At 59.8% G+C, this 12,836-nt stretch carries 13 protein-coding genes; 2 read left to right on the top strand and 11 right to left on the bottom strand.

Annotated features, from left to right (window positions below; translation table 11 throughout):
• Window positions 1–17: 17 nt before the first annotated feature.
• The 3 genes from CQ002_RS02020 to CQ002_RS02010 form a co-directional block, all read right to left on the bottom strand.
• Window positions 18–1,112, bottom strand: a complete 1,095-nt coding sequence (locus tag CQ002_RS02020) for a polyamine ABC transporter substrate-binding protein (protein ID WP_069078777.1) — start codon at window positions 1,110–1,112, stop codon at window positions 18–20.
• A 195-nt stretch (window positions 1,113–1,307) separates the two neighbouring features.
• The gene (locus CQ002_RS02015) at window positions 1,308–2,672 is read right to left on the bottom strand and encodes an aspartate aminotransferase family protein (protein ID WP_034110083.1); all 1,365 of its coding nucleotides are present in this window, start codon (window positions 2,670–2,672) and stop codon (window positions 1,308–1,310) included.
• Between the two features lie 59 nt (window positions 2,673–2,731).
• Window positions 2,732–4,090: a glutamine synthetase family protein gene (locus CQ002_RS02010; RefSeq protein ID WP_034110085.1), complete on the bottom strand. Its 1,359-nt coding sequence runs from the start codon at window positions 4,088–4,090 to the stop codon at window positions 2,732–2,734.
• A gap of 609 nt (window positions 4,091–4,699) precedes the next feature.
• On the opposite strand from CQ002_RS02010, the gene CQ002_RS02005 reads away from it, so the two are divergent.
• The gene (locus tag CQ002_RS02005; RefSeq protein WP_010207341.1) at window positions 4,700–6,076 is read left to right on the top strand and encodes a glutamine synthetase family protein; all 1,377 of its coding nucleotides are present in this window, start codon (window positions 4,700–4,702) and stop codon (window positions 6,074–6,076) included.
• Here the strand turns inward: CQ002_RS02005 and CQ002_RS28085 are convergent.
• Entirely contained in the window at window positions 6,073–6,297 is a 225-nt protein-coding gene (locus CQ002_RS28085) for a hypothetical protein (RefSeq protein ID WP_034110088.1), read from the bottom strand. The genes CQ002_RS02005 and CQ002_RS28085 overlap by 4 nt on opposite strands.
• On the opposite strand from CQ002_RS28085, the gene CQ002_RS02000 reads away from it, so the two are divergent.
• Complete coding sequence (locus CQ002_RS02000; RefSeq protein ID WP_105163028.1) at window positions 6,296–6,937, top strand: TetR/AcrR family transcriptional regulator; 642 nt, start codon at window positions 6,296–6,298, stop codon at window positions 6,935–6,937. The genes CQ002_RS28085 and CQ002_RS02000 overlap by 2 nt on opposite strands.
• Window positions 6,938–7,056: 119 nt before the next feature.
• Here the strand turns inward: CQ002_RS02000 and CQ002_RS01995 are convergent, their stop codons facing one another.
• From CQ002_RS01995 to CQ002_RS01965, 7 genes are all read right to left on the bottom strand, one after another.
• On the bottom strand, window positions 7,057–7,272 hold the full coding sequence (locus CQ002_RS01995; RefSeq protein ID WP_003213899.1) for a molybdopterin-binding protein: 216 nt from the start codon (window positions 7,270–7,272) through the stop codon (window positions 7,057–7,059).
• A 28-nt stretch (window positions 7,273–7,300) separates the two neighbouring features.
• Window positions 7,301–8,107: an aliphatic sulfonates ABC transporter ATP-binding protein gene (ssuB, locus tag CQ002_RS01990; protein ID WP_034110092.1), complete on the bottom strand. Its 807-nt coding sequence runs from the start codon at window positions 8,105–8,107 to the stop codon at window positions 7,301–7,303.
• Window positions 8,104–8,892 (bottom strand): aliphatic sulfonate ABC transporter permease SsuC, encoded by a 789-nt coding sequence (ssuC, locus tag CQ002_RS01985; RefSeq protein ID WP_034110094.1) that lies wholly within the window; start codon window positions 8,890–8,892, stop codon window positions 8,104–8,106. The genes ssuB and ssuC overlap by 4 nt, the downstream gene beginning before the upstream one ends.
• Before the next feature lie 9 nt (window positions 8,893–8,901).
• Entirely contained in the window at window positions 8,902–10,050 is a 1,149-nt protein-coding gene (ssuD, locus tag CQ002_RS01980) for an FMNH2-dependent alkanesulfonate monooxygenase (protein ID WP_003176786.1), read from the bottom strand.
• Window positions 10,051–10,075: 25 nt separating this feature from the next.
• Entirely contained in the window at window positions 10,076–11,044 is a 969-nt protein-coding gene (locus CQ002_RS01975; protein ID WP_105163029.1) for a sulfonate ABC transporter substrate-binding protein, read from the bottom strand.
• 94 nt (window positions 11,045–11,138) lie between these two features.
• Window positions 11,139–11,732 (bottom strand): NADPH-dependent FMN reductase, encoded by a 594-nt coding sequence (ssuE, locus tag CQ002_RS01970; protein WP_034110099.1) that lies wholly within the window; start codon window positions 11,730–11,732, stop codon window positions 11,139–11,141.
• Window positions 11,733–12,026: 294 nt separating this feature from the next.
• Window positions 12,027–12,665 carry a peroxiredoxin gene (locus tag CQ002_RS01965; RefSeq protein ID WP_034110101.1) on the bottom strand — a complete coding sequence of 213 codons (639 nt, stop codon included), beginning with the start codon at window positions 12,663–12,665 and terminating at the stop codon, window positions 12,027–12,029.
• Window positions 12,666–12,836 lie beyond the last annotated feature (171 nt).

The following is a 12,836-nucleotide window of genomic DNA, read 5'->3' as shown; positions in this document are numbered from 1 at the left end:
CCCACAGGTTTTAAGGCTTATTTGCCCGATTTGATCTTGGTCCAGCTGCGTGTCATTTCACGCTGGGTTGCAGCCGGCAAATCCGCAATGGCGTAGAGCTTGGCTTGCACATCCGCTGGCGGGTAGATGCCTGGATCGCTGGTGATGTCTTTGTCGACCAGCGCGGTGGCTTTCGCGTTACCGTTCGGGAAACGTACGCTGTTGGTGATCGATGCCATGACTTCAGGCTTCAACAGGTAGTTCATGAACGCGTAGGCAGCGTCGACGTTTTCGGCATCTTTAGGGATGGCAACCATGTCGAAGAAGCTACCTGCGCCTTCTTTCGGAATGTCGTAGGCCACCTTGACCTTGCCACCGGCTTCAGCCGCGCGAGACTTGGCCTGCTGGATGTCACCCGAGTAACCCACGGCCACGCAGATGTTGCCGTTGGCCAGGTCGGAGATGTACTTGGACGAATGGAAGTAGCCGATCGAAGGACGGATCTTGAGGAACAGGGCTTCGGCCTGCTTGAGGTCGTCTTTCTTCTGGCTGTCGGTCGGCAGGCCCAGGTAATGCAACGCCACCGGGAGCATTTCGGTTGGCGAATCGAGGAAGCTCACGCCGCAGCTTTTCAGCTTGGCAATGTTTTCAGGCTTGAGCAGCACGTCCCACGAATCGATCTTGTCCACGCCCAGTGCGGCCTTGACCTTCTCCGGGTTGTAGCCGATGCCGATCGAGCCCCACATGTATGGGAAAGCGTGCTTGTTGTCCGGGTCGCTGACCGACACGGCCTTGAGCAGCGATTTGTTCAGGTTGTCGTAGTTGGACAGCTTGGACTTGTCCAGCTCCTGGTAGACACCCGCCTTGATCTGCTTGGCGAGGAAGTTGTTCGACGGTACGACGATGTCGTAGCCGGACTTGCCTGCCAGCAACTTGGCTTCCAGGGTTTCGTTGCTGTCAAAAACGTCGTACACCACTTTGATGCCCGACTCTTTTTCAAAGTTGGCGATGGTGTCCGGTGCAATGTAGTCGGACCAGTTGTAGACGTGCAGCACTTTATCGTCGGCCTGGGCCGCGCCCGCCATTGCGCCCATCAGGGACAAGGCGAGGAGGGTCTTGCCAGCGTTCTTCAAACCTAATGCCTTCATTTGGTGATGCTCCAATTTTTCTTTTTTGGGCCACAAGCTTTTTATGTTTTGCGGCCCAGCCAAAGGGCAACAAAACAGGGCGACAGTCTGGCAAGTTCCGAGGCCGGCTTTCAACCAAAGCCTCATTTATAACCGCTCAGAAGGCAGCGCCCGAAAGCCGCTGCGTCCTGAGCCTAGCACTTAGCCCTGCAATGCCGCCAAAGTCAGGTCCAGGCACTGCCGCGCCTTGGTGACCAGTTCGTCGATTTCAGCCTTGCTGATCACCAGCGGCGGCGAAATGATCATGGTGTCGCCCACGGCGCGCATGATCAGGCCATTCTCGAAGCAGAAGGTGCGGCAGATCATGCCAACGCCCTTGCCTTCATACCGCTTGCGCGTCGCCTTGTCCTGGACCAGCTCGATCGCACCGAGCATGCCGACACCACGCACTTCACCCACCAGAGGGTGATCAGCCAGTTCCCTCAGACGTTTCTGCAAATAGGGTGCCGTTTCGTCGTGCACACGTTTAACAATTTGTTCATCGCGCATGATGCGGATGTTTTCCAGCGCCACCGCAGCGGCTACCGGGTGACCGGAGTAGGTGAAGCCGTGGTTGAAGTCACCGCCTTCGTTGAGGACCTTTACCACCTCATCGCGCACGATCAGGCCACCCATCGGGATGTAACCCGAGGTCAGGCCCTTGGCGATGGTCATCATGTGTGGCTTGAGGTCGTAGAAGTCGCTACCGAACCACTCACCGGTACGGCCGAATCCGCAGATGACTTCGTCGGCGATAAACAGAATGTCGTACTTGGCGAGGATTTCCTTGATGCGCGGCCAGTAGGTGGCGGGCGGTACGATCACGCCACCGGCACCCTGGATCGGTTCGGCAATAAAGGCACCGACGTTGTCCACGCCCAGTTCCAGGATCTTCTCTTCCAGCTGGTTGGCAGCCCACACGCCGAATTCTTCGGGGCTCATGTCGCCGCCTTCGCCAAACCAGTACGGCTGGGCAATGTGGGTGATGCCCGGAATCGGCAAGTCGCCCTGCTCGTGCATATAAGTCATGCCGCCCAAGCTGGCGCCGGCTACGGTGGAGCCGTGGTAGCCATTCTTGCGGCTGATGATGGTTTTCTTGTTCGGCTGGCCCTTGATCGCCCAGTAGTGGCGGACCATGCGCAGCATCGTGTCGTTGCCTTCGGAGCCGGAGCCGGTGAAGAACACGTGGTTCATGCCGGCAGGCGCGATGTCGGAAATGGCCTTGGCCAGTTCCAGCACCGGCGGGTGAGCGGTCTGGAAGAACAGGTTGTAGTACGGCAGTTCTTTCATCTGCTTGGCGGCGGCGTCGGCCAGTTCATCGCGACCGTAACCGATCGCCACGCACCAGAGGCCGGCCATGCCGTCGAGGATCTTGTTGCCTTCGCTGTCCCACAGGTAGACACCGTGGGCTTTGGTGATGATCCGTGGGCCTTTCTCTTTCAATTGCTTGAAGTCGCTGAACGGCGCCAGGTGGTGATCGCTGCTCAAGGCTTGCCATTCACGGGTTTGCGGGTTGTTGCTGGACATACCAATCTCCTAGACTTTTCAGTGAAGGGCGCGCCGTTTCAACCGGCGCGCCCGGCGCATCAGACGGCAAAGAGCAGGAATTCCCGCTCCCACGAACTGATCACGCGCTTGAAGTTTTCATGCTCGGCCCGCTTGACCGCGACGTAGCCTGTAATGAATTTTTGACCCAGGTATTTCTCGATGGTCTTGCTGTTTTCCATGCGCTCGAGGGCGTCCTCGATGGTCAACGGCAGGCGCAGGTTGCGCCGCTCGTAACCACGACCCACCACCGGCGCGCTCGGGTTATGGCCTTCGACCATGCCGATGTAGCCACACAGCAGGCTGGCGGCAATCGCCAGGTACGGGTTGGCATCGGCGCCCGGCAGGCGGTTCTCGACACGGCGGTTCTGCGGGCCGGCATCCGGTACGCGCAGGCCGACTGTGCGGTTCTCTTCGCCCCACTCCACGTTGACCGGCGCCGAGGTGTCGGGCAGGAAGCGGCGGAACGAGTTCACATTGGGAGCAAACAATGGCAGCAGTTCAGGGATGAATTTCTGCAGGCCGCCAATGTGGTTGAGGAACAGATTGCTCATGGTCCCGTCTTCATTGGAGAAGACGTTCTTGCCAGTGGCGATGTCGATGATGCTCTGGTGCAGGTGCATCGCGCTGCCAGGCTCGCCGGTCATCGGCTTGGCCATGAAGGTGGCGGCCACGTTGTGCTTGAGCGCGGCTTCACGCATGGTGCGCTTGAACACCAGGATCTGGTCGGCGAGCGACAGCGCATCGCCGTGACGGAAGTTGATTTCCATCTGCGCCGTGCCGTCTTCGTGGATCAGGGTGTCGAGGTCCAGCTCCTGCAGTTCGCACCAGTCGTAGACGTCTTCGAACAACGGGTCGAATTCGTTGGCCGCTTCTATAGAGAAGGACTGGCGACCGGTTTCAGGGCGGCCGGAACGGCCAATCGGCGGTTGCAACGGGAAGTCCGGGTCTTCGCAACGCTTGGTCAGGTAGAACTCCATCTCCGGTGCCACGATGGGCTGCCAGCCTTTGTCGGCGTAGAGCTTGAGGACTTTCTTGAGCACGTTGCGCGGCGACAGCTCGATCGGGTTGCCTTGCTTGTCGTAGGTGTCGTGGATCACCTGGGCGGTCGGCTCTATGGCCCACGGCACCAGGAATACGGCGTTCTGGTCGGGACGGCAGATCATGTCGATGTCGGCCGGGTCGAGCAATTCGTAATAGATGTCGTCTTCGACATAGTCCCCGGTCACGGTCTGCAACAGCACGCTCTCGGGCAAGCGCATGCCTTTTTCGGCGATGAACTTGTTGGTCGGCGAGATCTTGCCCCGGGTGATGCCGGTGAGGTCGCCAATCATGCATTCGACTTCTGTGATCTTGTGGTCTTTCAACCAATCGGTGAGCTGGTCGAGGTTGTTACTCATAAATGCCTCTGGGCTGGGTTTCCTGACATCCATTAAAAGGTCAGGCGTTGTTTGACGCAGCATCCGCGTCGTCTCTTCGTTCAGGGTAGGAGCTTACCTGCCATTTGCTGCAGCGTTGCATTCCTCACGCCAAAGTCGTGCAGAATCATGAGCAGCACCTCGCGCGGGCGCCGTTCTGGGACATCGTCGAGGGCAGTGCAAGGGCAAAGAAGAGGTCCGCCCGAGCGTCAAAAATATTGGCCGGGGCGCAGGTGTTCACGCAGGACGAGTGAACGGATGACACAGCCTGTCTGAAGCAGGCCAAGACGCCAAGTGGCGGCAGGAGACACATGAAGCACCCCGGTATTATTGCTGTTATGGGTTTGAATCGAGCTTAGCCTTGTTCATTTTTTTACACAACACCCCCGTAAAAAATACAACACGGCCCGCTCAAGCCTGCTAGTCCCAAGCCCTTCAAACCCAAAAAACCGCCCCAAAAAGCCCCGAAAAAGCCTCCATGGCGCTTTTTTAGGGCAAAAAAGGCCTCGCTTGACTTCGGCATGCCGTTCGGGTTGACTGAAACCAGAAAAGATCAATGATTGATATTTTTAACAACAAAGGTGTTGCATCATGTCGGTACCCCCGCGTGCCGTTCAGCTTAACGAAGCGAACGCGTTCCTTAAGGATCATCCTGAGGTTCTGTACGTAGACCTTCTAATTGCGGATATGAATGGTGTGGTGCGCGGCAAGCGCATCGAACGCACCAGCCTCCACAAGGTTTACGAGAAGGGCATTAACCTGCCTGCCTCTTTATTTGCCCTGGATATCAACGGCTCTACGGTGGAAAGCACCGGCCTGGGCCTGGACATCGGTGATGCTGACCGAATCTGTTATCCAATCCCCGACACCCTGTGCAATGAACCCTGGCAAAAGCGCCCAACCGCGCAACTGCTGATGACCATGCACGAACTTGAAGGTGAACCTTTCTTCGCCGACCCGCGCGAAGTGCTCCGCCAAGTTGTAAGCAAATTTGACGACCTTGGCCTGACGATCTGCGCCGCCTTCGAGCTTGAGTTCTACCTGATCGACCAGGAGAACGTGAACGGCCGCCCACAACCGCCCCGCTCGCCGATCTCCGGCAAACGCCCGCACTCGACACAGGTCTACCTGATCGACGACCTCGACGAGTACGTCGACTGCCTCCAGGACATCCTGGAAGGTGCGAAGGAGCAAGGCATCCCGGCTGACGCCATCGTCAAGGAAAGTGCCCCGGCGCAGTTCGAAGTGAACCTGCACCACGTGGCCGACCCGATCAAGGCTTGCGACTACGCCGTACTGCTCAAGCGCCTGATCAAGAACATCGCCTACGACCATGAGATGGACACCACCTTCATGGCCAAGCCTTACCCAGGCCAGGCAGGCAATGGTTTGCACGTACACATTTCGATCCTGGACAAAGACGGCAAGAACATCTTTGCCAGCGAGGATCCCGAGCAGAACGCCGCATTGCGTCACGCGATCGGCGGTGTGCTCGAGACCCTACCCGCTCAAATGGCGTTCCTGTGCCCCAACGTCAACTCCTACCGCCGATTCGGCGCACAGTTCTACGTGCCGAACTCGCCGTGCTGGGGCCTGGACAACCGCACCGTGGCGATTCGCGTACCGACTGGCTCGTCCGATGCCGTCCGTATCGAACACCGCGTGGCCGGTGCCGACGCCAACCCTTACCTGCTGATGGCTTCGGTCCTGGCAGGCGTGCACCACGGCCTGACCAACAAGATCGAGCCTAATGCACCGGTGGAAGGCAACAGCTACGAACAGAACGAGCAAAGCCTGCCGAACAACCTGCGCGATGCCCTGCGCGAGTTGGACGACAGTGAGGTTATGGCCAAGTACATCGATCCCAAGTACATCGATATCTTCGTCGCCTGTAAGGAAAGTGAGCTGGAAGAGTTCGAACACTCCATCTCCGACCTTGAGTACAACTGGTACCTGCATACCGTCTAAATGGCGGCAGCGATAAAAAACGCCGCAGGCTTTATGACCTGCGGTTTTTTTTGGTTTTTTTCCAGGAACACCGAGGTGGATTCATCCCAGGCAAGCCAGCGCCCACATGTTGATTTGTGAACACATTCAAAGGTGGGACCAGGCTCGCCTGCGATGGCGCCCTGGAAGACAACACACACGCCTGCTCTTACAATGCCCGCTGCCTTGTAGGAGACGTCCATGACCACCCGCCCCGCCGCCCCTCGCAAACCCCGTGCCCGCAGCCAGGCCCGGATCGATGCGATTCTTGACGCCGCCCGCACCTTGCTGGCAGCCGAAGGCGTGGCGAGTTTGTCGATCTACAGCGTGGCCGAGCGTGCGCAGATCCCACCGTCATCGGTGTATCACTTCTTCGCCAGCGTACCCGCGCTGCTGGAGGCACTGACTGCAGACGTCCACGCAGCCTTCCGGGCGGCGATCCAGGCGCCCATCGAGCACGACTCTCTCAAGCACTGGCGTGACCTGTCCTGCATCGTCGAGCAACGCATGCTCACCATCTACGAACACGACGCCGCCGCACGCCAGTTGATCCTGGCACAGCACGGGCTGGCCGAAGTGACCCAGGCGGACCGCCAGCATGACCTGGAGTTGGGGGATCTGATGCTGGACGTGTTCAATCGTCACTTCGAAGTGCCGACACTGCCCAGTGATGTGGATGTGTTTGCGCTGGCGTTGGAGCTGAGCGACCGCGTGTATGCGCGCTCGGTGCATCAGCACGGGCTGATCACCCCGCGCATGGCCGAGGAAGGCATGCGGGTGTTCGATGCATATGTAGGGCTTTACCTGCCGCCCTATCTGCCTAAGCGGATGGCTGCTCGCTGATTTCCCGGCTGCCTGTGCAGGCCCCATCGCAGGCAAGCCAGCTCCCACTTTTGACGGTGTTCACACATCAAAATGTAGGTGCAGGCTTGCGCGCGATGAGGGCCCAAGGGCAGCGCTGATCACAACTTGGCGATCGACACCTCGGTGGACTTCACGAAGGCAATCACTTCGCTGCCAATCACCAGTTCCAGCTCTTTGACCGAGCGGGTGGTGATCACGGAAGTGACGATCCCGGATGCGGTCTGCACGTCGATTTCCGACAGCACGTCGCCTTCGACGATTTCCTTGATGGTGCCTTTGAATTGGTTGCGCACGTTGATGGCTTTAATAGTCATGGTGTTCTTCCTTCATGGGACAAGTGAGTTATTGAGCCCAACGCAATTGCGTAGGCAGCGGTGAAACGGGTTCGGGTTCTGGCGGCGTGCCGGGCAACGACAACACACGGTTGAGCACTTCGGCTTCCAGCGCGGCCAGGCGATGTGAGCCCCGGGCGCGTGGGCGCGGCAGGTCGACGATGAGGTCAAGGCCGATTTCGCCGTCTTCGATCAGGATGACGCGGTCGGCAATCGCCACGGCTTCGCTGACGTCATGGGTCACCAGCAACACGGTGAAACCGTGCTTCTGCCACAGGTTTTCGATCAGTTGCTGCATTTCGATGCGGGTCAGCGCATCCAGCGCGCCCAACGGCTCGTCCAGCAGCAGCAAGCGCGGTTGGTGGATCAGCGCGCGGGCCAGGGCCACGCGTTGCTTCTGCCCACCGGACAGCGCCGCCGGCCATTCATTGGCCCGTTCGGCCAGGCCAACCGCCTCCAGGGCTTGCAGCGCGTTGGGGCGCCAGTTGCCTTTAAGGCCCAGGCCCACGTTGTCGATAATCTTTTTCCACGGCAGCAGGCGTGCTTCCTGGAACATCAGCCGCGTGTCTTCAATCGCTTCGCTCAGCGGTGCGGAGCCGGCCAGCAGCTCGCCACCGCTGGCTTTGTCCAGGCCGGCCAGCAGGCGCAGCAAGGTACTTTTACCGCAACCACTGCGACCGACCACCGCGACGAATTGGCCGGCAGGAATGTGCAGGTCGATATCCTTGAGCACTTCGCGCGCGCCGAAGGCCTTGCGCAACTTGCGTACCGCCAGGGGAATGCCCTTCAGCAGGCGCGGGGGTTGTTGAGCTGTCATGCCGCACCTCCTTTATTCACTTGATAGGCCGGGTGCCAGCGCAGCCACACACGCTCCAGACCGCGAGCGGCCAGGTCGGCAAGCTTGCCGAGGATGGCGTACATGACGATGGCCAGCACCACCACGTCGGTTTGCAGGAATTCACGGGCATTCATCGCCAGGTAGCCGATACCCGAGCTGGCGGAGATGGTTTCCGCCACGATCAGCGTCAACCACATGAAGCCCAGGGCAAAGCGCACGCCCACCAGGATCGACGGCAGCGCGCCCGGCAGGATCACCTGGCGGAACAGGCTGAACCCGGACAAGCCATAGCTGCGCGACATCTCCACCAGCGCCGGGTCGACGTTGCGGATGCCGTGGTACGTGTTGAGGTAGATCGGGAACAGCGTGCCAAGGGCGACCAGGAAAATCTTCGCCGTCTCGTCGATGCCGAACCACAGGATCACCAGCGGAATCAGCGCCAAATGCGGCACGTTGCGGATCATCTGCACCGAGCTGTCCAGCAGGCGTTCGCCCCACTTCGACAGGCCGGTGATAAAGCCCAGGGCCAGGCCGATGCTGCCGCCGATCACAAAACCCAGGCCGGCACGCCAGCCGCTGATAGCCAGGTGGGTCCAGATTTCACCACTGGCGACCAGCTTGATACCGGCTTCAATTACCGCGCTCGGGGCCGGCAGGATACGGGTCGACAACCAACCCGCCGACACCGACAACTGCCACACCGCCAGCAATAGAACCGGCAGTATCCAGGGCGCCACACGGTGGCTCAGTTTTTCATAGTTCATGGCGCCGCCTCAGCTCTGTGACGCAGCTTTGGGAAGGATGTCGTTGGCGACCATTTCGCCGAACGGGCTCACGTAGCCGGCGCTTTTCGGCAGCTCGGGACGTTCGATATCCAGGTGAGGGAACAGCAGTTCTGCGACGCGATACGACTCTTCCAGGTGGGGATAACCGGAGAAGATAAACGTGTCGATACCCAGCGCTGCGTACTCCTTCACGCGTGCCGCGACGGTTGGGCCATCGCCCACCAGCGCGGTGCCCGCACCGCCACGCACCAGCCCGACGCCGGCCCACAGGTTGGGGCTGACTTCGAGGTTGTCGCGGTTACCGCCATGCAAGGCCGCCATGCGTTGCTGGCCGACGGAGTCGAAGCGCGCCAGGGAGGCCTGGGCACGGGCGATGGTGTCGTCGTCCAGGTGAGAGATCAGTTTGTCGGCGGCTTTCCATGCTTCGTCGTTGGTTTCACGCACGATCACATGCAGGCGAATACCGAAGCGCACGGTGCGCCCAAGCTTCGCGGCCTTGGCCCTAACCTGTTCGATTTTTTCTGCGACGGCCGCCGGCGGCTCGCCCCAGGTCAGGACCATTTCCACCTGTTCGGCTGCCAGGTCCTGGGCCGCTTCGGAAGAACCACCGAAGTACAGCGGCGGACGTGGTTGCTGGATCGGCGGGTACAGCAACTTGGCGCCTTTGACGCTGATGTGCTCGCCGTCGTAGTCCACGGTTTCGCCTTCCAGCACACGGCGCCAGATGCGGGTGAATTCCACCGAGGCCTGGTAGCGCTCTTCGTGGCTGAGGAACAAGCCATCGCCGGCCAATTCTTCCGGGTCACCACCGGTGACCAGGTTGAACAACGCCCGGCCACCGGACAGGCGGTCCAGGGTCGCGGCCTGACGCGCCGCTACCGTCGGGGAAATGATCCCGGGGCGCAGCGCGACAAGGAATTTCAAACGCTGGGTCACCGGGATCAGTGAGGCGGCCACCAGCCACGAATCTTCGCAAGAGCGTCCGGTCGGGATCAGCACCCCGCCGAATCCGAGGCGGTCGGCAGCCTGGGCCACTTGCTGCAGGTAACCGTGGTCAACGGCGCGAGCGCCTTCGGCGGTGCCAAGGTAATGGCCGTCGCCGTGAGTAGGCAGGAACCAGAAAATATTGAGGCTCATGGAGTTGTCTCCTGAAGAAGTCGGATTACGGCGCTTTGGCCACGGTGGCGGGTGGCGTCCAGATCACGTCCTTGATGTTCAAGGGCTTGGGGATCAGTTTGAGTTGGTAGAAGCTGTCGGCGATCTTCTGCTGGGCCGCCACCACTTCAGGGGTCAGGAACAGTGCGCCGTAGCCTTGGCGTTTCACCGAGGTCAGGGTGATGTCAGCCGGCAGGCCGAGCAGCGGCGCCACTTGTTCAGTCACTTCCTGTGGGTTGGCCTTGGACCATTCGCCCACGGCGCGCACCTCTTCGATCAAGGCCTTGATCACCTGCGGGTGATGTTCGGCGTACGGCTTGGTGGCCAGGTAGAACTGATGGTTGTCGGCGATGCCGGTGCCGTCACGCAGGGTGCGGGCTTGCACCTGTTTCTCGGCGGCGGCCTGGTACGGGTCCCAGATCACCCAGGCGTCCACGCTGCCACGTTCGAACGCGGCACGCGCGTCGGCAGGTGGCAGGAAAACAGTCTGCACGTCGGTGTATTTCAGGCCGGCGTCTTCCAGGGCACGGACCAGCAGGTAGTGCACGTTGGAGCCTTTGTTGAGCACGATTTTCTTGCCCTTGAGCTCGGCCACGGAGTTGATCGGTGAATCCTTTGGCACCAGGATCGCCTCGCTGGTCGGCGCTGGCGGTTCATAGGCCACGTAGAGCAAGTCGGCCCCGGCTGCCTGGGCGAAAACCGGTGGGGTTTCACCGGTCACGCCAAAATCGATGGAGCCGACGTTCAGGCCCTCCAGCAATTGCGGGCCGCCGGGAAACTCGGTCCATTGCACGTTCACACCCTGGGCCGCGAGGCGTTTTTCCAGGGTGCCCTTGGCCTTGAGCAGGACCAGCGTGCCGTACTTCTGATAACCGATACGCAGGGTCTCGGCCGCGTGAGCTTGAACAATGGCGCCGAAGGACACAGCCGCAGCAAACAGTGCGACCAGACCACGACGCAAGATGACAGTGCGCATGGCGCTCTCTCCAAATAATGCGATGAGGGGGTTGGCTGCACCTGCTTGGCCGTTGGCGGCTGAGTAAGGTGAGTACTACAAAATGCGGTAAGGCTCAGATGCTCCAGCGAGCACTCAACAGACGTTCATTCAACACATGGGGGTCCAGCGGTTTCGGGCGACGGGCCATGGCGTCGTAAAGCGTCTCCAGTGCCTCGTGCAGACGGTGTTCGAGCACCGGCACCAATTGCGCCTGGGCGCTGCCTTCGCCATAAGCGATCTGGCTGTCCTCGGCAAAGATGCCGTGGAGCAATTCCTGGGCCTTCAGCGCCGACAGCACAGGCTTCAAGGCGTAGTCCACCGCCAGCATGTGGGCAATGCTGCCGCCGGTGGCCATCGGCAACACGACCTTATGGGCCAGGGCACGCTCGGGCAGCAGGTCCAGCAGGGTTTTCAGCGCGCCGGAGAACGAGGCCTTGTACACCGGGGTCGCGATCACCAAGCCATCCGCGTTAGCCACTTGTTGCAGCAGGTCAATGACCTTGGGGCTGTCGAAGCGCGCGTGCAGCAGGTCTTCAGCCGGGAAGTCCCGTATCTGGTAACTCACCACTTCTACGCCTTTGTCTTGCAACCACTGACGGGTTTTATCCAGCAACACCCCGGAGCGGGAACGCTGGCTGGGACTGCCTCCAAGTGTTACGACCAACATGCAGGAATTCCTTGAGCAGGTGTCGACGGTTCGCTGTGTGGCGATGGCGCCAAGATGGAACAGACCTTATCAGCAGATTTATATATCTTTAAATCTTATTTTTTCATGTGTTTATTCTTTAAATGCATATACGACAGATCAAAACGCAGGCGAAAAAAAAGGCCGTCAAAACGGCCTGAAAACCCCTGCTATGTGATTGGGTTCTGGCTCAATAGAGGTAGTGGCCATCGCGCGCAAGCCCGACTCCCACAGGGGAATGCGCAGCCGGGCTCGCCCGCGATGGCGCTATCAGCCTCAGCGATTGGGCTGTGGGGTCAACCGCAGGTACGGCTTGACCGCCCGGTAACCCTTGGGAAAGCGCTTCTTGATCTCGTCCTCATCCTTGAGCGACGGCACGATCACCACCTCATCACCGTCCTGCCAGTTGGCGGGCGTGGCGACCTTGTGGTTGTCGGTCAGCTGCAGCGAATCGATGACCCGCAGGATTTCATGGAAGTTGCGCCCGGTGCTGGCCGGGTAGGTGATGGTGAGGCGGATCTTCTTGTTCGGATCGATTACGAACAGGGAACGCACGGTGAGGGTGTCACTGGCGTTGGGATGGATAAGGTCATAGAGGTCCGAGACCTTACGGTCGGCGTCCGCCAGGATCGGGAAATTGACGACGGTGTGCTGGGTCTCGTTGATGTCTTCGATCCACTTGTGGTGCGAGTCCACCGGGTCTACCGACAGGGCGATAGCCTTGACGCCACGCTTGGCGAATTCGTCCTTGAGCTTGGCAGTGAAACCCAGTTCGGTGGTGCACACCGGGGTGAAGTCCGCCGGATGGGAAAACAGCACACCCCAGCTATCGCCCAGCCATTCGTGGAAACGAATCTTGCCGGCGCTGGAATCCTGTTCGAAGTCGGGGGCGATATCGCCCAGTCTTAGGCTCATGGTGTGGCTCCTGGTGAGTGCTTATGGAGCCCACTGTGCATGGATTGTGGATTATTTAAAAAGAATAAATATCGATCTATCTAGACGATAAGGGAATATTAAAAATCTGTTCATTGGACGCGGGCACAGGCGAGGAGCAACATCGCTTCCAAGGTTCGAGAAGGCCTTGAG

It is taken from the genome of Pseudomonas sp. MYb13 (genome assembly GCF_002980075.1).
GTDB classification, from domain to species: domain Bacteria; phylum Pseudomonadota; class Gammaproteobacteria; order Pseudomonadales; family Pseudomonadaceae; genus Aquipseudomonas; species Aquipseudomonas lurida.
Note: the sequence above shows the minus strand (reverse complement) of the source record. Positions and strands in the feature narration are given on the sequence as shown.